This is a genomic window from Micromonospora sp. WMMA1998, from assembly GCF_027497375.1.
In the GTDB taxonomy this organism is placed as follows: Bacteria; Actinomycetota; Actinomycetes; order Mycobacteriales; family Micromonosporaceae; genus Micromonospora; species Micromonospora sediminicola.
The window spans coordinates 429,962-448,124 of the sequence record NZ_CP114911.1; the positions used below are offsets into that span (position 1 = coordinate 429,962).

Genomic DNA, 18,163 nt, shown 5'->3' on the forward strand with positions numbered 1-18,163 from the left:
GCCGTCGCCGGCCGGCCCGCGGCGCACCCGGAACCCGGGTGCGCCGCGTTCACGTTTTGATCGCATCCGCCATTGTGAACCGGTCGGGGACCCCCCGTACCGCCCGTTTTCGGCGCTCTGCTGTAATCAACGGGCCTCGTACGCAGAGCGAGCACCCGGCTCCGATGTGTTCGTCAATTGTCACATTCATGCAACGCAGCCGCCCCTTGACCCTCGCACAGGCGCCGGGAAGCATCGATGAAGCGGCGTCCCGGGCCGTGGGGAGATACCCGGACCAGCCAAGGAGGACCATGTCGGTCAGCCCCGCCTCGTCGCGCGCCGGATGGCATACGTCCCAACCCGCGGTCCCCGGCCGTCCACCCGGCGGCCAGCGTCGTCCCGCCAACACCGCCGCGCCCGTGCTCACCGTCACCCTGAACATCCCGCTGGCCTGCGAGGAGTCGCTCACCCCGGCCGCCCGCCGGCTCCTCGACGCCGCCCGCGAGATGCTCGAACGCGGCGACGCGGTGATCAGCGCGGGCGCGGTCCCGGCGGAGCGCCGCCCCGACCCGGTGCCGGCCGGCCGCGGCCCGACGCGCCCGCTCGCCCCGACCATCCCGACCCTGCACATCCTGGCCTCGTCCCGGTCGGTGCTGCGCGACGGCGAACCGCTGCCGCTGACCCGTCTGGAGTTCGACCTGCTGCTGCACCTGGTCGCCCACCCGCGCCGGGTGTTCACCCGGCTGCAACTGCTCAACGCGGTCTGGGGCTACGAGCACGCCGGCGTCCGCACCGTCGACGTGCACGTGCGCCGGCTGCGCGGCAAGGTCGGCGTGGACGTCCCGCTGGTCACCACCGTCTACGGCGTCGGCTACCGGCTCGCCGACGACGCCCGGGTCACCATCGACCGCACCGGCTGAGGCGCCACCGGCCGAGCGCCCACCGGACGGAGCCCCGACCGCCCGGACGCGCCCGGCGTGGTGACCCGCCCGCCGAGGTGGGCATAGTGGTCGGATGCGCGTCCGCCCGATCAGCCCCGACCGGCTCGTCGCCGAGCTGGCCGGGCGTCTCGCCCGCACCGAGACGCCCGGCCGGCTGCGGGTGGCCGTCGACGGCCCACCGGCCGCCGGGCCGGACGCCCTCGCCGCCGCCCTCGTCGACCCGCTGCGCGCCGCCGGGCGGCCGGCGCTGCACGTCCGGGCCGCCGACTTCCTCCGTCCCGCCTCGACCCGCCTGGAGCACGGGCGCACCAACCCCGACGCCTACTACGAGGGCTGGCTCGACGAGCCCGGGCTGCGCCGGGAGGTGCTCGACCCGGCCGGGCCGGGTGGCTCCGGGCGGCTGCTGCCCTCGCTCTGGGACGCCGACGCCGACCGGGCCAGCCGGGCCACCTACCGGGACCTGCCGCCCGGCGGCGTCGTGCTGGTCAGCGGCGCGCTGCTGCTCGGTGGCGCGTTGCCGTTCGACCTGGCCGTGCACCTGGTGCTCTCGCCGGCGGCGCTGGCGCGACGCACCGAGCCGGCGCTGCGCTGGACGCTGCCGGCGTTCGCCCGCTATGCCGACGAGGTCGACCCGGCCTCCTTCGCCGACGTGGTCGTGCGCGTCGACGACCCCCGCCGTCCGGCCCTCGTGGAGGCCGCCTGACCGGCCGCCGGCAACTCACCGGAAAGAGACAGGAAGTCTCCGGTTTGGCCGCTCGGGCGCCCGGGTAATCGCCCGGCTCACAGAGCACGGGTGATCTCGCCCGCGCATCCACATTCGGACCTGGTCCTCCGGCGCTCGCCGCCGGAGGACCGGTATGAGGCCGCAGGAAAGGCAGGCAGCGATGCTCGTCCACGACACGACAGCCACGGGCCGCTCCCAGGCGGAGGTCGACCAGATCCGGCAGTCCCTGCGGTCGCGGTACGACGAGCTGACCGCGGAGTACGACCAGGCCGTGATGCAGAGCCAGGTGCTGCGGCTGGTCGAGGTCGGCGACACCGCCGGCGACGACCAGGCCGACAGCGGCACCAAGACCGCCGAGCGGGACACCGCGCAGTCGCTGCTGCGCACCATCCTGGAGCGGCGCGCGCAGTTCGAGCACGCGCTGACCCGGCTCGACGAGGGCACCTACGGCTTCTGCGAGGGCTGCACCGCGCCGATCCCGGTGGAGCGGCTGGAGATCTTCCCGTCCGCCACCTCCTGCGTGACCTGCAAGCAGACCCGGGAGCGTCGGGCGGCCTGAGCCGCCCGCCCGGGTCACCGGTCGGTCCCATGGGTGAGATCAAGGTGGGCACCGCCTCCTGGACCGACCGGACCCTGCTCGACTCCGGCTGGTACCCGGCGAGCGCCGACACGCCGGAGAAGCGGCTGGCCTACTACGCCCGCCGGTTCCCGCTGGTCGAGGTGGACGCCACCTACTACTCGCCGCCGGCCGAGCGGACCGCGCGGCTCTGGGCGGAGCGCACCCCGCCCGGCTTCACCTTCAACGTCAAGGCGTTCAGCCTGCTGACCGGCCACCCGACCCGGGTGTCCGCGCTCTACAAGGACCTGCGGCCGGACACCGACAAACGCAACGTCTACCCGGACGACCTGCCGGCGCAGGCGTACGAGGAGGTCTGGACGCGGTTCCTGTCGGCCCTCGACCCGCTGGTCGACGCCGGCAAGCTGGGCGCGCTGCTGTTCCAGTTCCCGCCCTGGTTCACCATCAAGCGGGACAACAAGCAGTACCTGCTGGAGGTGGCGCGGCGCTGCGCCCCGCTGCGTCCGGTCGTCGAGTTCCGGCACGCCTCCTGGTTCGACGGCGACAACGCCGAGGAGACGCTCGGCTTCCTGCGCGAGCACGAGCTGCCGTTCGTCTGCGTGGACATGCCGCAGGGACACCGGTCGTCCGTACCCCCGGTGCTGACGGCCACCGCCGACCTCGCCGTGGTCCGCTTCCACGGGCACAGCGACAAGTGGACCAGCAAGGACATCCACGAGAAGTTCGGCTACGACTACTCCGACCGCGAGCTGCGCGACTGGGCGCCCAAGCTGCGCGAGCTTGCCGGCCAGGCCGAGCAGACGCACGTGCTGATGAACAACTGCTACCGGGACTACGCCCAGCGCAACGCCGCTACCCTCGCCGGCCTGCTGGACACCTGGCGTCTCACCCGGTACGGGTGAGGCCCGCTCACCCGCCCTCGCCGCAACATGGACCGTGTGCGCTCCTCCGCCGCCGGTGGAGGCGCCGCGACGAGGAGGTGGGTCATGACGGTACGGGTGGTGGCGGACCGACGCCGCGGTGGCGTACTGCACGTGGTCGGCAACTCCGACGCGCCGCGGCGGGGCGAACGGCCCGGCCGGTTCAGTCCGACCCGGCTGTGGCGGGGTCCCAGCGGGCCACCCCGGCGCGCCGACGACCGCCGCTGGGAGACCGACGTACGGGGGTGAGACAGATGGCGGAGCAGTTGGTGTCCGCGTTCGAGTCCTCGCTGGACAAGACGAACGTGATCCTCAAGGAGATCGAGTCGGCGTACGGCTGGCCGCCGGAGCGGCGCAACCAGTCCTACGCGGCGCTGCGCACGGTGCTGCACCTGCTGCGCGACCGGTTGCCGGTGCAGGAGAGCGTCGAGTTCGCCCAGCAGCTGCCGGTGCTGGTGCGCGGCATCTACTTCGACGGCTGGCAGCCGCAGGACGTGCCGATCAAGCTCAACCGCGACGACTTCCTCTACGAGGTCCGCCAGGGCTTCCCGTACGACGTCGAGGGCGGCGCCCAGCGGGTGGTGCAGGTCGTGCTGGACACGCTGCGCCGGCACGTCACGCAGGGGGAGTGGCAGGACGTGAAGTCGACCATGCCGCGGGGCCTGGATCAGCTCATTCCCTGACCCGACCCGTCGCCGGCCCGTCCCGCCCCCTCGGCGGGGCGGGCCGCCCTACTGGAGGTTGATCTGGAAGACCTCGAACGCGGCGCCGAACCGCGTGCCGAGCCGGCTACCGGCCGGGCGGGCCATCCCCTCCAGGAACTCCTCGGCGTCGAAGCCGCCGTCACCGAGCCCGCTCAGGTACGCCCCGTGCGCCCGCAGGGAGTCCACCCCGCGCGCGAAGGTGTCCGTCACGTCCACCCCGTGCCGGGCCACCGGCGACCCGGCCGCCCACACCTCGCGTACCCGCGACCACGGCTGCGTGCCGTCGGTGAGCTGCTCCGGGAAGATCCACCGGTTGCCGGCGTCGCGGACCGCGTCCAGCGTGGCCCGGCCGCAGGCGATGTGGTCGGCCTGGTTCAGCGCGTACGCCCCGTCCCAGGTCTCCCGGAAGTTGTTGGTGAGCACCACGTCCGGCCGGTGCCGGCGGACCACCCCGGCGATCGCCCGGCGCAGCGGAACACCGTATTCCAGCAGCCCGTCGGGCAGGCCGAGGAACTCGACGGCGGACACCCCCACCACGGCGGCCGAGGCGCGCTGCTCCTCCTCGCGCAGCACCCGGCTGCGCTCCGGCGCCATCCCGTCGATGCCCGCCTCACCGCTGGTGAGCAGGCAGTAGACGACCTCCTTGCCCTGCCCGGTCCACCGGGCGACCGCCGCGGCGGCGCCGAACTCCAGGTCGTCCGGGTGCGCCACCACGGCCAACGCCCGCTGCCAGTCCTCGGCCAGCGGCGTGAGCGGTTCCGGCTGCGCCACCTCGCACCTCCTCGCGCGTCTCCTCCCGCCATCCTGGCACCCGCCGGCGTCGGCCGCCTACCGGCGAGAACCGTCCGTACGGCCGGGTCCGGGCGTCTACCGTGTGGTTAGAGAAGATCGGGCGTGGGGTACCACCCGCTGCACACGGACCCCGGAACGCGCGGGGCGGCACACCGAGGGAGCACCCATGGCATTGAACGACGACGACATCCAGACCAGCGGCGGCGGCGGCCTGGCGGGCCCGGCCGACGGCGGTGCCACCCCGGGTCAGCAGGACGGTGGCGCGGACGGCGGTGCGGAGGGTCCGGCCGACGGCGGCGCGACCCCGGGTCAGCAGGACGGTGGCGCGGACGGCGGTGCGGAGGGTCCGGCCGACGGCGGCGCGACCCCCGGTCAGCACGACGGTGGCGCGGACGGCAGCGCGGAGGGCCCGGCCGACGGCGGCGCGACCCCCGGCCAGCACGACGGCGGCGCCGACGGCAGCGCCTGACGCATGACCATGACGTACGTCGACCCGCCGGGTGGCCACGGCCGCCCGGCGGTTCCGCTCTCCGCCGTCGAGGCGCTGGCGCGCTGCGTCTCCGTCGAGCCGGCCAAGTTCGCCGCCGACCACTGGGGGCGCAGCCCGCTGCTGTCCCGGGCCGCCGAGCTGCCCAACCCGCACGGCTTCACCGACCTGCTGAGCCCGGCCGACGCCGACGACCTGCTCAGCCGGCGCGGTCTGCGTACCCCGTTCCTGCGGGTGGCCAAGGACGGCCAGCTCGTGCCGGCGGCGCGCTACACCGGCGGCGGTGGCGCCGGCGCCGAGATCGGCGACCAGGTGCTGGACGAGAAGGTGCTGGCGCTCTACGCCGACGGCGCCACCCTGGTGCTCCAGGGCCTGCACCGCACCTGGCCGGCGCTCGTCGACTTCACCCGTGACCTGGGCGCCGCGTTGGCGCAGCCGTTGCAGGTCAACGCCTACCTGACCCCGGCCGGCAGTCAGGGCTTCGCCACCCACTACGACACGCACGACGTCTTCGTGCTCCAGGTCGACGGGCGCAAGCACTGGCGGATCCACCCGCCGGTGCTGGTCGACCCGCTGGAGCGCCAGCCGTGGGGCGGTCGGGCCGACGAGGTCGCCGCCACCGCCGACGGCCGGCCCGCGCTGGACGTGGTGCTGGAGCCGGGCGACGCGCTCTACCTGCCGCGCGGCTGGCTGCACAGCGCGCAGGCGCAGGAGTCCAGCTCGCTGCACCTGACCGTGGGCATCCGGGCACTGACCCGCTACGCCGTGGTGGAGGAACTGCTCGGCCTGGCCGCCGAGGACGCCCGGCTACGCGCCGACCTGCCGTTCGGGATCGACCTGGCCGACCCGGACGCGATCGAACCGGAACTGACCGAGACCGTCGAGGCGCTGCGCGACTGGCTGCTGCGCGCCGATCCGGCGGCGGTGGCCGCGCGCCTGCGGGCCCGGGTCTGGCCGGCCGCCCGGCCGGCGCCGATCCGCCCCCTCGCGCAGGCCGAGGCGCTGGCGCGGCTGGACCCGGACAGCCGGGTGGCGGTCCGGGCCGGGTCGCGCTGGCAGCTCGCCCCCACCGGCGACGGGACCGTCGTCCTGCGCCTGTTCGACCGGACGCTCACCCTGCCCGGCACCTGTGAGCCGGCGCTGCGCGCGCTGCTCACCGGCGAGGCGACCCGGGTCGGCGACCTGCCCGGCCTCGACGACGACGCCGACCGCCTGGTCCTGGTGCGTCGCCTGCTCAAGGAGGCCGTCCTGGTCCCCGCCTGACAGTGACCATGAGGTTGGCGGCGTCGACGACGGCGTGTCACGCCGCCGACCTCATGATCGACGGCGCGGTCAGCGGGTGTAGGTGACCACCAGCAGGAGCAGGGTGGTGGCCAGGCCACTGGCCGCCACCAGGATCATCGGGCGGGGGGTCAGCACCGCGTGCCGACGGTCGGCCAGCAGCCGGGCCGGCGCCAACCCGACGAGCGGGCCGAGCAGCGTCACCACCAGCGCCAGCACCGGCAACCCGACCGCCAGGTCGCCGCCCGAACCCGCCCCCAACGCCCGCGCCCCGAGCCCCAGCAGGAACGCCACCAACGCGCCCCCGACGCCGCACGCGATCAGCAGCGGGTTCACCGCGCCGGGCAGCTCACCCGGCTGGCCGGTCCGCTCCAGCAGTTCCCGCACGCCGCGCAGCAGCGGCACCGGGTCACCGGCGGCGTCCCGGGTCGGCCCGGGCGGGTCACCCAGGCGGCGCACGCCGAGCCGGGCGCGCAACTGCCCCCACAGGTGGGTGACCTCGCCGTCCACCCGGTCGACCATCCGCCGCGCCTCGGCGACCTCCGCCTGGGCCTGCCGGACCTGCTCGGCCGCGTCGGCCACCGCCCGGTCGGCGGCGGCCACCTGCTCGGCGTACCAGGTGTGCGCCTCGGCCCGCTGCGCGGACACCCGGGCGGTCAGCTCGGCGAGCCGGCGGATCTGCGCGCTGTACGTCTCACTGGAGACCGGTTCGTTCATCGGGTGGGACCATAAGGGATGATCACCTGTCCGGTGCGGTGCACCGCGCGGTCGAAGTAGAGACCGCGCCACGGCCGGGGATACCAGTCCGGCCCGCCGCTGCCCGGGTAGAGCGACGCGCTCAGCTCACCGCCCTGCACGTCGAGCGCCACCCAGGCGCCGATCTGGTCGGTGCGGGCGCCGGCGCCGCCCAGGTCGACGCGCATCCGCGCCACACCGCGCCACCAGGCCAGCACGTGGGTGCGCCGTTCCGGCCCGTCGTGCAGGATCCGGCGCAGCTGCTCCAGGCCGGTCCGGGTGCCGGCCTTGCCGGCCAGCGCGCCGGCCGCCGCGTCCACCGCGAACAGCAGCAGGAAGTGCGGCGTCCGCGCGGCGCCCGGCGCGCCTAGCCCGTCACCGACCTCGGCCATCAGCTCGGCGACGGTCTCCTCGTCGTACCAGGACGCGTCGCCGGCCAGGTCCTCGTACAGCGCGCGGGCGGCCGGGTCGGCGTCCTGGTCGAGGCAGGCGATGGAGAACCGGGCGGTGCCGGGGCGGTACTGGCGGGCCAGCGAGCGGGCGGCGGCGTCGAGCACCGCGCACGCCTCGTCGATCCGGGTGCCCAGCACGGCCAGGTTCCGCCCGGGCGCCCGGGGCAGCCGCAGCGCGGCCGACCGGGACTGCACGTCGATGATCTCGCCGAGCAGCGCCACCGGGCTGCGGGGCACCCCCTGCTCGGGCGCGCTCAGCGCACGGAAGTCCGGCGCCTCGGTCAGCCGCGGGATGGCGTCGCCGTCGAAGAGGCGGGCCGGCGAGGCGTCCTGCGGGCGCATCCGCCACAGCCGGTGCTGCAACTCGCTCCACGTCTCCCAGTCGCTGGCCGACGGGATCCGGGCCACCTCGTTCCCCTCGGTCAGGCCCGACTCGGCGTTGACCACGGCGTGGTGGCGGGGCAGCGACTGCGCGGCGTCGTTGCGCTCGGCCAGGATGCGCAGCGCCTTGGGCAGCGCGATGCGCAGCGTGAACTGGGCGACCAGGGCGGGGCGGCCCCACAGCGCCTCGATGCCGCGCACGTCCTGCGAGGCGAGCACCAGGTGGATGCCCTGCGAGCGGCCCCGCCGGGCCAGGTCCTCCAGCAGGTCGGCGGCCTCCCGGGCGACCACGTCCCGGCCGGCGAGCAGCGCCTGGAACTCGTCGACCACGGCGACGATCCGCGGCCAGTGGCCGGTCGGGTCGACCGCGCGCAGCTCGGCCAGCTTGGTGACCTCGTGTTTCTTGGCCGCGTCGGCCCGTCGGCGCAGCTCCTCGGCGAGGAAGCGCAGCAGGGCCAGGCCGAACTCCCGGTCGGTGTTGACGTTGATCCCGACCAGCCGCATGTGCGGCAGCCAGCTCGGGTCCCGCCGGCCCTGGGCGAACCGGGCGAAGGACACCCCCTCCTTGAAGTCGAGCAGATAGAACTCCAGCTCGGCGGGGGAGTAGCGGGCGGCGAGCGCACCGATCCAGGCGAAGATCAGGTTGGTCTTGCCGGTGCCGGACGGACCGCCGATCAACGCGTGCGGCGGGTAGTCGCCGAGGGTGAGCAGGACCGGCCGCCCGTGCGGGCCCTCGCCGATCGGCGCGCTGAGCCCGTGCGCCGAGTCCTCCCGCCAGTAGTCCTCCGGCGGGGGCAGCAGGTCGGTGAAGGGCGTCGGCGGTGGCCCGGCGGCCACCCGGGAGGCGACCGCCCGGCAGGTCTCGGTGACCAGCGCCGGCGGGGGCGGGTCGTCGAGCACCACCGGCAGCCCGGCGATCCGGGCGTCGTCCGGGTCGACCACGACCCGGGTGACGGTCCGGTCGTCGGGTAGATCGATGCCCCGGACCACCAGGTGCACGCCGCACGCGGCCCCGGTACGCACCACCCGGTCGAGCTGGCCGCGTTCGTGGCGGGACAGCTCGTCGCCGCCGAGTAGCACCGCCACCCGCCACGGCTCCGGGCGTCGGCCGGTGGCGGCTGCCAGCTCGCGCAGCGAGGCGTACTCCCCGGCCAGCACCGTGGCGTTGATCCGGCGGATCTGCTCCACCAGGTCGTCGAGCAGCCGGCCCAGGCCGCCCGGGCCGACGAAGGTGAGCAGGCCGGCGGTGCCCAGCGGAGCGAACCCGGCCAGTCCGCCGCCCAGGTGCTCCGGGTCGTAGCCGTGCAGGCGCACCCCGCCCGGGTCGGCCCGGCCCACCGCGCGCAGCAGCAGCGCCGGCACCACCGCGGCGAGCCCGGCCGGGTCACCGCCGGCCAGGTGCGCGTGCCCGGCGTCGAGCAGCGGGACCAGCGCCGGCACCGGTTCGGCGCCGGTGAGGCGTACCGTGCCGATCCGCACCGCGCCGGGCGGCTCGGCCCGGCCGGCGGGCGTCGGCTGCCACCGGTCCCAGGGCGCGGACGCCGCGCCGGGGGCCTCCTGCTGCGCCGCGGCGGCGGCGCGGCGGGCCAGCTCGGCCAGGCGGGCGGAGTGCCGGGCGTCGATCTCGGCGAGCCGCCGGTCGCGGGCCGCGCCCACCCGGTCGGGCACGGCCGCGGCGGCGCGCCGGGTCCGGGCCAGCCGGTCCCGGCCGGCGGTCAGGTCGGCCTCGGCGGCGGCGAGCCGGGTACGGGTGGCGCCCAGGGCGTCGGAGAGCATGCCCCGGACCCGCGTCACCAGTTGGGCGCGGACGTCAGCCACGCGACGGCTCCCGTTCGTCGGTCTCCCTGGGCAGGTCCCGGCCGAGCCGGTCGAGCAGCACGCCGGTGAGCACGCCGGCGGTGACCGCCGGGTCGGCCGCGTGCGGCTGCTCCTGGCCGTCGTCGCGGCGCGGCGGGGGCATCCGGCAGACCCGGGTGAGCAGGGTGTCCAGCACCGCCGGCGGCAGCCCGGGCAGCAGGTCGCGGACCCGCCCGTCCAGCTCGCGCCGCAGCCGGGCCAGGTCGTCGGACCGGGGCGGGTGGCCGAGCAACTCGCCGGCCAGGTCGCGCAGCATCGGCGGGGCGATCGCGGCCAGTCCCAGCCCGACGTCGGCGTGCGCCCGGCGCAGCTCCCGGTGCAGCCGGTCCCGGTCGCCGGAGCGGATCCCGAGGACCACCCGGCGCAGCAGCTCGCGGGCGTCGTCGACGCGCTCGTCCGGCTCGTCCGGGGCGCCCTCGCGTCCGCCGGTCAGCTCCGCCACCCGGACCGCCCACCAGCGCCGCACGGCCGGCGGCTCGTCCGGCTCCGCGGCCGCGCCGGGCACCGGCGGCGCCTCGCCACGCGGCGCGTCGTGCCGGGGCCGCCGCTCACCCGGCGGCGCCGGCGGCGCGCCGTCGGCGGCCAGCCCGATCGCGGCCAGATACGCGGTGAGCTGCTCCTGCGCCACGCGCAGCGCGTAGCCGGCGGTCTCCGCGTGCTCGGTCGCCGAGGTCAGCTCCGGGACCCCCATCGGGTCGGCCGACTCCTGGCGCACCCAGCGCAGCCGCTCCTCGGCCTGGCCCAGCTTCTCCAGGGCGAAGGCGAGCTGGCCCAGCGGCAGTTCCTCGGCGGCGGCGCGGACCTGCGCGCCGATGTCCTCGACGATGGACACGTCCGGCCCTCAGAGCGTCGCGACGTAGAGCTGTGCCTGCTCCACCGCCACCAGCGTCGCGGCGAGACACTCCTCCAGCTCCTGGCTGGCCTGGGTCAGCGACGACTGGGCCGCCTCGACCGTCTCGTGGCCGCTGCCCTCCAGCGCGCCGGCCAGGGTCTGCTGCGCCTCGGCCAGCTTCTCGCCGGCCGCCTGCACCGCTGTCTGCCCGTCACCGATCTGCTGGAGAGCGACATCGATGGCGGCCTTCAGCTCGGCGACGCTCGCCACGGGGACCTCCTGGGGGCAAGGGAGATCTCCATTACAACTCATCCCGACGGGTGGACGAACATCCACCCTCGCGCCGTTCCTGCCCGAGTGTCCGATTGGGGCCCTGACGTGCGCGAAGACCGCGTCGGGGCGGGGCGTCCGGTCCCGTCGGCGGACGCGCGGGTCCCGACGCCGGGACCGGCGTCGACGGTCAGCGGCCGAGCCAGCGCGGCCCGCGCACCTCCGCGCCGAGCGCGCTCACCCGCGCGCGCAGTTCCCGGTCGGCGGTGACCACCACCCGCCGGCGCTCCGGCGCGGCGGCCACCAGCTCGACCACCGTGTCGTCGCCGGAACCGGGCGCGGACACCACGTCGACCCCGTCCGTCGGGGCCACGTGCCGGGCCGCCCCCTCCACCACCAGCACCACCTGCACCGGGGGTGGCAGCTCCGGCGGCACTCCGGCGCCGGCCAGCGGCGCCAGCGCGTCGCGCAGCCGCGTCGCCGCGCCGGCCCGGTCCCGCCACCAGCCGTCCGGGCGCGAGCCCACCACGTTCGCGCCGTCGACGACCAGCAGCGGTCTGCTCTCCATGACCCCAGCCTGCCATCCGTCCGCGTTTGTCGCGCCGACCGCCGGGTAGCCACCGCCGACCGTGCCGCGCCCTGTCGCGTCCCGGCCGTGCCGACCGACTGCGGAGGACGAAGATGATGGGACCCGGTGACTTCGGCAACGACCCGTGGGACGAGTTCCTGGCCCGCTACTTCGGCCGGGGCGAGGGGGGACGCCGACCGGCCCACCGGGTGGACATCACCCGCCTGATGACCGCCGACGCGCGGGAGATGCTGGCCGACGCGGCCCGGCGGGCCGCCCAGAAGCACAGCAACGACCTGGACACCGACCACCTGCTCTGGGCGGCGTTGCAGCGCGAGCCGCTGCGGGACCTGGTCCGCCGCGCCGGCGCCGACCCGGACGCGCTGGTCAACGCGCTCGGCGGGCGCGGTGAGGGCGCGCCCCGGGGCGAGGTGCCGCCGAACCTGTCGCTCACCCCGGCGGCCAAGCGGGCGCTGCTGGACGCCCACCAGCTCTCCCGGGCCATGGGCGCGAACTACATCGGGCCCGAGCACATCCTGATGGCGCTGCCGCTGAACCCCGAATCGCCGGCCGGCCGGATGCTCGCTGCCGGCCGGATCCAACCCGAGTCGTTGCAGGCGGCCAGCGCCGAACGCGGCGCGGCCAACGGCCCCCGCCCGGACCGGGGCACCCCCACGCTCGACCAGTACGGGCAGGACCTCACCGAGCTGGCCCGGATGGACCAGATCGACCCGGTGATCGGCCGCGCCGACGAGATCGAGCAGGCGGTGGAGATCCTGTCCCGGCGGACCAAGAACAACCCGGTGCTCATCGGCGAGGCCGGGGTCGGCAAGACCGCGATCGTCGAGGGGCTGGCCGAGCGGATCTGCGACGGCGACGTGCCGCAGACGCTGATCGGCAAGCGCGTCATCCAGCTCGACCTGGCCGGCCTGGTGGCCGGCACCCGCTACCGGGGCGACTTCGAGGAACGCCTGAAGAAGGTCATCGACGAGATCCGCGCCCACCGGGAGGAGCTGATCATCTTCCTGGACGAGATCCACACCCTGGTCGGCGCCGGGGGCGCCGGCAGCGAGGGCGGGATGGACGCGTCCAACATGCTCAAACCGGCGCTCGCCCGCGGGGAACTGCGGGTGATCGGCGCGACCACGCTGGACGAGTACCGACGCAGCATCGAGAAGGACGCCGCGCTGGCCCGGCGGTTCCAGCCGGTGCTGGTGCCCGAGCCGACCGTCGAGGACACCGTGGCCATCCTGCGCGGCCTGCGCGACCGCTACGAGGCCCACCACCAGGTCCGGTTCACCGACGAGGCGCTGGTCGCCGCCGGGGAGCTGTCCGACCGGTACGTCACCGACCGGTTCCTGCCGGACAAGGCGATCGACCTGATCGACCAGGCCGGCGCCCGGGTCCGGCTGCGCACCCGCACCCCCGCCTCCGACGTGCGCGAGCTGGAGCAGCAGCTCGACGAGGTACGCCGGGACAAGGAGCAGGCCGTCTCCGACGAGCAGTACGAGCGGGCCTCCTCGCTGCGCGACCGGCTCGCCGAGCTGGAGGACCAGATCCGCCGCGCCCGCGGCGACGAGGGACCCAACCACGTGCCCGAGGTCGGGCCGAAGGAGATCGCCGAGGTGGTCTCCCGGGCCACCGGCATCCCGGTCAACCAGCTCACCGAGGAGGAACGCGACCGGCTGCTGCGCCTGGAGGGGCACCTGCACGAGAAGGTGATCGGGCAGGACGACGCGGTCAGCGCGGTGGCCGAGGCGGTGCGCCGCTCCCGTACCGGCCTGGCCGACCCGAACCGGCCGATGGGCAGCTTCCTGTTCCTCGGCCCCACCGGCGTCGGCAAGACCGAGCTGGCCCGCGCGCTCGCCGAGGCGCTGTTCGGCGAGGCGGACCGGATGGTCCGGGTGGACATGAGCGAGTTCCAGGAGCGGCACACGGTCAGCCGGCTGGTGGGCGCCCCGCCCGGGTACGTCGGCTACGAGGAGGCCGGTCAGCTCACCGAGGCGGTCCGCCGCCGCCCGTACGCGGTGGTGCTGCTGGACGAGATCGAGAAGGCCCACCCGGATGTGTTCAACATCCTGCTCCAGGTGCTCGACGACGGGCGGCTCACCGACAGCCAGGGCCGGACGGTGAACTTCAAGAACACCGTGCTGATCATGACGAGCAACCTCGGCTCGGAGCTGATCACCGGCACCCAGCGCACCGTCGGCTTCGCCACCGGCGAGCCCGGCGAGCAGGAGTCCACCGAGCTGCGGGAACGGCTGATGCGCCGGTTGCAGGAGAACTTCCGGCCGGAGTTCCTCAACCGCATCGACGAGGTCATCATCTTCCAGCGGCTGGAGGCCGAGCAGCTGCGGCAGATCACCGGCCTGCTGCTGGAGGAGACCCGCCGCCGGATGCACGCCCAGGACATCCAGGTCGAGTTCTGCACCGCCGGCGTCGACTGGCTCGCCGAGCACGGCTACCAGCCGGAGTTCGGCGCCCGCCCGCTGCGCCGGGTGATCCAGCGCGAGGTCGACAACCGGCTGTCCCGGATGTTGCTGGAGAACCAGATCTCACCGGGGCAGAAGGTCACCGTGGACGCCCGGGACGACCAACTCGTCTTCGAGGTGTCCGCCGGCGAGCGCGGCTACACGGCCGCCACCACGTCCCACCCCCGGTGAGGGGGGACGGCCCATCCCCGACGGGCCGGCGCGGCCCGTCGCCGACGGATCGGAGGGCGGACATGACCGAGCCCGAGGAGACCCGGGAGGACACCGCGGCCGGCGAACCGATCACGGTGGCCCCGACCGCCAACCCGTCCCGGGTCCGGGTGCCGCCGGAGGGACTGACCCAGCAGAGACCGGAGGGCGAGGGCGAGCCGGAGGTGTCCGGGCCGTCGCCGGGAGAGGAGGCGTGATGGTACGCGAGGCGCGACTCGACCCCGAGGTCGAGGTGATCTGGGACGACTTCCACGCCGAGGTGAACGTTCCCTCCGAGCAGTTGCGGCAGTGGCTGCTGACCCGCGGGTCGGGGGAGGAGGCGTTCGGCCCGGACCCGGACCTGGACCTGCCCGAACCGGGCCGGCAGATCCTCGCCGTGCTGCGCAAACGCAAGGTGGACCTGACGCCGGAGGACATCGAGGTGATGCGGGACGCGATCACCCGGATCCGGGAGCTCAGCGAGCAGAAGCCGCGCCGGGGCAACGCAGACGACGAGTGGCGGCACGCGCTTCTCGACCTGGGTCACGACGTGCTGGTCGAACGCTGAGCGGACGCGGCGGTGCCCGGGCGGACGACCGCCCGGGCACCGGCGTCTACTCCGACTCCAGGCTGGGCAGCAACAGGCCGGCCGCGTCCGCCGCGGCCTGCCGGTCCGCGCGGGCCCGCTCCTCGCGGCTGAGCAGGTTGGCGTACTCGGTGACGTCCGCCGGGTCCGGCACCTCCGGCAACCGGCGCAGGAACGCCTCCACGTCGGCGGCGGCGGCGGTGTGCGCGGTGGCCGCCTGGCGCAGCAGCTCCCGCTCGTCGGCGGCCGGATACAGATCAGTCATGCCGGCGGTGATACCCGCGTTCAGGCGGTTCGCACCCCGCCCGACCCGGTCGCCTGCACCCCGAAGTCCGGATGGGCCAGCAGCCAGGTCAGATAGTCCGGATGGTGGGCCAGCGCGTCGGTGTACGCCGCCACCGCGCTCTCCAGCACCGGCTCGGCCACCGCCGCGGCGGGCGCGTCCGGATGCCAGCCGAACAGCAGCCGCCAGCGCAGCGGCGTACCGGCCAGCCGGCGGGTGACCAGGCCGGCGACCGGGCGGAAGGTGGCCTGGCACAGCGCCACCGCCTCGCCCGCGTCCACCAGGTCCAGGGCGGCCCGCACGTCCGCCTCGTAGACCTTGCGCGGGGTGAAACCGGCGCGGGAGCAGGCGGCGGCGAAGCAGTCGCCGAAGCAGCCGTCGCCCGGCGCCGCCACCCACTGCTCCCGGCGCAGGTCGACCAGGTCGATCTCGCACCGGCCGGCCAGCGGGTGGGTCTGCGGCAGCAGCACGAAGACCGGGTCGACGGCCACCTCCCGCCAGCTCAACCCGAACACCGCCGACGGCGCCGCGTCGCCGCACACGCCGGTCAACGCGAAGTCGAGCCGCCCACCGCCGACCATCTGGGCGAGTTCGTCCACCGACCAGGAGGCGTACGTGGTGATCTGCACGTCGCGACGCTCGGCGGCGAGCCGGTGCACCAGGCGGCCCAGGATCGGGCTGTTCACCCCACCGAACCGGTAACGGCGCAGCGGATCACCCGCGCCGGCCAGCCGCGCCGCCTCGTCCTGAAGGCCCTTCATCGCCGGCAGCAGCACCCGGGCCCGGTCCAGCACCAGCTCGCCCAGCGCGGTGGGGCGGGCGCCGCGCCGGTCCCGCTCGAACAGCGGCCCGCCGAGCGCCCGCTCGATCCGCTGGAGCTGGGCGGTCAGCGCCGGCTGGGCCAGGCCGAGCGTGGAGGCGGCCTTGGTGACGCTCCCCGTCTCCGCGATCGCGCAGACCACACGCAGGTGTCGCAGCTCCAGATTCATAGGGTGACGGTAGGACCACGAACCGGTGTGCGGAAGGGGCGATCGGCTCAGGCGTCGCGGCGGTGCTCCAGGTCGGCCAACCGGGTACGCCGACCGCTCACCGCGTCGCGCACCTTGTCCAGCACGCCCACCGCCGGCTCGACGATCTTGTTCCAGGGCGGGGTGGCCGGCGTGCCCGGGTGCGGCCGGGTCGGCGCGGCCTCCTCGGCGATCTCCCACCGGTTGCCCAGCCGGATCAGCTCGGCGTCGCTGGCCACCTCCCGCAGCGGCGTGACCAGGGCGGCGACCCGGCTGACGTGCCGGCGTACCCGCTCGGCCACCTCGGCGACCGTCGGGTCGTCCGGACCGGACAGCGCCTTCAACGCGGTGAGCAGGGCGGCGTCGGCCTCGATCTCCCGCGCGACCAGCTCCTCGCTCTCCGGCACCGCGGCGCGGGCCGCCGGGAACAGGTACTGCTCCTCGGCGGACAGGTGCCGCGACACCGCGGCGGTGAGCACGTCGAGCACGGCGCGGCGGCCGGCCGCGTCCAGCGTCGGATCGGTGACCTGGTCGGCCAGCCCGAGCAGCGCGCGGTGCTCGGCGTCCACGAGGTCGGCCAGGCTCCGCCCACCCGGCCGGTACGCGTCGTCGGCGGCCGGCGGCAACGGCGGCAGGGGGACGGTCATGGTGCCCTCCTCGGGACTGCGGAATCGATGTTCGGCGTTACCCGGTCGCGCGTGGCGCGAAACCGGCGCGCACCGCGCCGGCCGTCGGGTCCCGCCCGGCTGGTATAAGGAAGCGATGACGACCTCCGCCCGACCCGAGCCCACCGACGAGGTCGTGGACCTCTGCCGCGACCTGCTGCGCATCGACACCACCAACACCGGGGACAACGACACCAGCGTGGGGGAGCGGCGCGCCGCGGAGTACGTCGCGGAGAAGCTCGCCGAGGTCGGTGTGGACGCCGAGATCCACGAGTCCGCGCCCGGGCGGGCCAACCTGGTCGCCCGGATCGCCGGCACCGAGCCGGGACGCGACGCGCTGCTGGTGCACGGCCACCTCGACGTGGTGCCCGCCGACCCCGACGAGTGGTCGGTGCACCCGTTCTCCGGCGAGATCCGCGACGGCTACCTGTGGGGCCGCGGCGCGATCGACATGAAGGACTTCGACGCCATGGTGCTGGCCGTGGTGCGTGACTGGCAGCGCACCGGCGTCCGCCCCCGGCGCGACGTGGTGCTCGCGTTCACCGCCGACGAGGAGGCCGGCAGCGACTACGGCGCGCACTTCCTGACCCAGCGGCACCGCGACCTGTTCGACGGCTGCACCGAGGCGATCGGTGAGGTCGGTGGTTTCTCCTACTCGGTCGACGAGCAGCGCCGGCTCTACCTGATCGAGACCGCCGAGAAGGGCATCGACTGGCTGCGCCTGCACGCCAGGGGGCGGCCCGGCCACGGCTCGATGGTGCACGACGACAACGCGGTGACCGCGCTCGCCGAGGCGGTCGCCCGGGTCGGCCGGCACCGCTTCCCGGTGGTGATGACCGACACCGTACGGGCGTTCCTGGCCGAGGTCTCCGACGTCCTCGGCATCGAGATCGACCCGGACGACCCGGAGACGGCGATCGCGAAGCTCGGCCCGATCGCCAACATCATCGGCGCCACGATCCGCAACACCGCCAACCCGACCCGGCTCGCCGCCGGCTACAAGGACAACGTCATCCCCGGCCGGGCCACCGCCACCATCGACTGCCGCAGCCTGCCCGGGCAGAGCGAGGAGCTGGAGCGGCAGCTGCGCGAGCTGGTCGGGCCGGACATCGCCATCGAGTACGTCCAGCGCCAGCCGGCGCTGGAGACCACGTTCGACGGCGACCTGGTGGCGCAGATGTCGGCCGCGCTGCGCGCCGAGGACCCGGGCGCCCACCCGGTGCCGTACATGCTCTCCGGCGGCACCGACGCCAAGGCGTTCTCCCAGCTCGGCATCCGCTGCTTCGGCTTCGCGCCGCTGCGGCTGCCCGCCGATCTCAATTTCTCCGGCCTGTTCCACGGCATCGACGAGCGGGTTCCGCTGGACGGACTACAGTTCGGCGTGCGGGTTCTCGACCGCTTCCTCCGCAACTGCTGACCGCGCCCACCGCGGCGCCGCCGG

21 protein-coding genes are annotated in these 18,163 nt (G+C 75.1%); 12 read left to right on the forward strand and 9 right to left on the reverse strand.

Annotation, left to right across the window (positions count from 1 at the left end):
- Positions 1-290 precede the first annotated feature (290 nt).
- The 6 genes from O7600_RS02095 to O7600_RS02120 all read left to right on the forward strand — a co-directional run bounded on the left by O7600_RS02095 (position 291) and on the right by O7600_RS02120 (position 3,824).
- On the forward strand, positions 291-899 hold the full coding sequence (locus O7600_RS02095) for a winged helix-turn-helix domain-containing protein (protein WP_281592023.1): 609 nt from the start codon (positions 291-293) through the stop codon (positions 897-899).
- Positions 900-993: 94 nt separating this feature from the next.
- Positions 994-1,623, forward strand: a complete 630-nt coding sequence (locus O7600_RS02100; RefSeq protein WP_281592024.1) for a uridine kinase — start codon at positions 994-996, stop codon at positions 1,621-1,623.
- A gap of 181 nt (positions 1,624-1,804) precedes the next feature.
- Complete coding sequence (locus O7600_RS02105; protein ID WP_281592025.1) at positions 1,805-2,203, forward strand: TraR/DksA C4-type zinc finger protein; 399 nt, start codon at positions 1,805-1,807, stop codon at positions 2,201-2,203.
- 29 nt (positions 2,204-2,232) lie between these two features.
- Entirely contained in the window at positions 2,233-3,123 is an 891-nt protein-coding gene (locus tag O7600_RS02110; RefSeq protein ID WP_281592026.1) for a DUF72 domain-containing protein, read from the forward strand.
- 84 nt (positions 3,124-3,207) lie between these two features.
- A complete protein-coding gene (locus tag O7600_RS02115) occupies positions 3,208-3,390 on the forward strand; it encodes a hypothetical protein (RefSeq protein WP_091575315.1) in 183 nt (60 codons plus the stop codon).
- Between the two features lie 5 nt (positions 3,391-3,395).
- Positions 3,396-3,824, forward strand: a complete 429-nt coding sequence (locus O7600_RS02120; RefSeq protein WP_281592027.1) for a DUF2267 domain-containing protein — start codon at positions 3,396-3,398, stop codon at positions 3,822-3,824.
- Positions 3,825-3,872: 48 nt separating this feature from the next.
- Here the strand turns inward: O7600_RS02120 and O7600_RS02125 are convergent, their stop codons facing one another.
- Positions 3,873-4,616: a PIG-L deacetylase family protein gene (locus tag O7600_RS02125; protein WP_281592028.1), complete on the reverse strand. Its 744-nt coding sequence runs from the start codon at positions 4,614-4,616 to the stop codon at positions 3,873-3,875.
- A 187-nt stretch (positions 4,617-4,803) separates the two neighbouring features.
- On the opposite strand from O7600_RS02125, the gene O7600_RS02130 reads away from it, so the two are divergent.
- Entirely contained in the window at positions 4,804-5,106 is a 303-nt protein-coding gene (locus O7600_RS02130) for a hypothetical protein (RefSeq protein WP_281592029.1), read from the forward strand.
- A gap of 9 nt (positions 5,107-5,115) precedes the next feature.
- Positions 5,116-6,387: a cupin domain-containing protein gene (locus O7600_RS02135; protein ID WP_281594050.1), complete on the forward strand. Its 1,272-nt coding sequence runs from the start codon at positions 5,116-5,118 to the stop codon at positions 6,385-6,387.
- A gap of 69 nt (positions 6,388-6,456) precedes the next feature.
- Here O7600_RS02135 and O7600_RS02140 read toward each other — a convergent pair whose 3' ends face one another.
- The 5 genes from O7600_RS02140 to O7600_RS02160 all read right to left on the reverse strand — a co-directional run bounded on the left by O7600_RS02140 (position 6,457) and on the right by O7600_RS02160 (position 11,500).
- A complete protein-coding gene (locus O7600_RS02140) occupies positions 6,457-7,122 on the reverse strand; it encodes a hypothetical protein (protein ID WP_281592030.1) in 666 nt (221 codons plus the stop codon).
- Positions 7,119-9,791 carry an FtsK/SpoIIIE domain-containing protein gene (locus tag O7600_RS02145; protein WP_281592031.1) on the reverse strand — a complete coding sequence of 891 codons (2,673 nt, stop codon included), beginning with the start codon at positions 9,789-9,791 and terminating at the stop codon, positions 7,119-7,121. Before O7600_RS02145 ends, O7600_RS02140 begins: the two co-directional genes overlap by 4 nt.
- Positions 9,784-10,662 (reverse strand): hypothetical protein, encoded by an 879-nt coding sequence (locus O7600_RS02150; RefSeq protein WP_281592032.1) that lies wholly within the window; start codon positions 10,660-10,662, stop codon positions 9,784-9,786. The genes O7600_RS02145 and O7600_RS02150 overlap by 8 nt, the downstream gene beginning before the upstream one ends.
- 9 nt (positions 10,663-10,671) lie before the next feature.
- Positions 10,672-10,932, reverse strand: coding sequence for a hypothetical protein (locus O7600_RS02155; RefSeq protein WP_091575295.1), 261 nt, complete (start codon positions 10,930-10,932; stop codon positions 10,672-10,674).
- A 190-nt stretch (positions 10,933-11,122) separates the two neighbouring features.
- The gene (locus O7600_RS02160) at positions 11,123-11,500 is read right to left on the reverse strand and encodes a hypothetical protein (RefSeq protein ID WP_281592033.1); all 378 of its coding nucleotides are present in this window, start codon (positions 11,498-11,500) and stop codon (positions 11,123-11,125) included.
- A 113-nt stretch (positions 11,501-11,613) separates the two neighbouring features.
- On the opposite strand from O7600_RS02160, the gene O7600_RS02165 reads away from it, so the two are divergent.
- The 3 genes from O7600_RS02165 to O7600_RS02175 all read left to right on the forward strand — a co-directional run bounded on the left by O7600_RS02165 (position 11,614) and on the right by O7600_RS02175 (position 14,749).
- Positions 11,614-14,163 carry an ATP-dependent Clp protease ATP-binding subunit gene (locus O7600_RS02165; protein WP_281592034.1) on the forward strand — a complete coding sequence of 850 codons (2,550 nt, stop codon included), beginning with the start codon at positions 11,614-11,616 and terminating at the stop codon, positions 14,161-14,163.
- Between the two features lie 62 nt (positions 14,164-14,225).
- Positions 14,226-14,399, forward strand: a complete 174-nt coding sequence (locus O7600_RS02170) for a hypothetical protein (RefSeq protein WP_157779062.1) — start codon at positions 14,226-14,228, stop codon at positions 14,397-14,399.
- Positions 14,399-14,749 carry a DUF3140 domain-containing protein gene (locus tag O7600_RS02175; protein ID WP_091575288.1) on the forward strand — a complete coding sequence of 117 codons (351 nt, stop codon included), beginning with the start codon at positions 14,399-14,401 and terminating at the stop codon, positions 14,747-14,749. Before O7600_RS02170 ends, O7600_RS02175 begins: the two co-directional genes overlap by 1 nt.
- Before the next feature lie 46 nt (positions 14,750-14,795).
- Here the strand turns inward: O7600_RS02175 and O7600_RS02180 are convergent, their stop codons facing one another.
- The 3 genes from O7600_RS02180 to O7600_RS02190 are packed head-to-tail and all read right to left on the reverse strand — an operon-like array spanning position 14,796 to position 16,704.
- Positions 14,796-15,032: a hypothetical protein gene (locus O7600_RS02180; protein WP_091575286.1), complete on the reverse strand. Its 237-nt coding sequence runs from the start codon at positions 15,030-15,032 to the stop codon at positions 14,796-14,798.
- A gap of 20 nt (positions 15,033-15,052) precedes the next feature.
- On the reverse strand, positions 15,053-16,039 hold the full coding sequence (locus O7600_RS02185) for a LysR family transcriptional regulator (RefSeq protein WP_281592035.1): 987 nt from the start codon (positions 16,037-16,039) through the stop codon (positions 15,053-15,055).
- 47 nt (positions 16,040-16,086) lie between these two features.
- The gene (locus O7600_RS02190; RefSeq protein ID WP_281592036.1) at positions 16,087-16,704 is read right to left on the reverse strand and encodes a hemerythrin domain-containing protein; all 618 of its coding nucleotides are present in this window, start codon (positions 16,702-16,704) and stop codon (positions 16,087-16,089) included.
- 115 nt (positions 16,705-16,819) lie between these two features.
- Between O7600_RS02190 and O7600_RS02195 the strand changes: the two genes are divergently transcribed.
- On the forward strand, positions 16,820-18,139 hold the full coding sequence (locus O7600_RS02195) for a M20/M25/M40 family metallo-hydrolase (protein ID WP_281592037.1): 1,320 nt from the start codon (positions 16,820-16,822) through the stop codon (positions 18,137-18,139).
- Positions 18,140-18,163 lie beyond the last annotated feature (24 nt).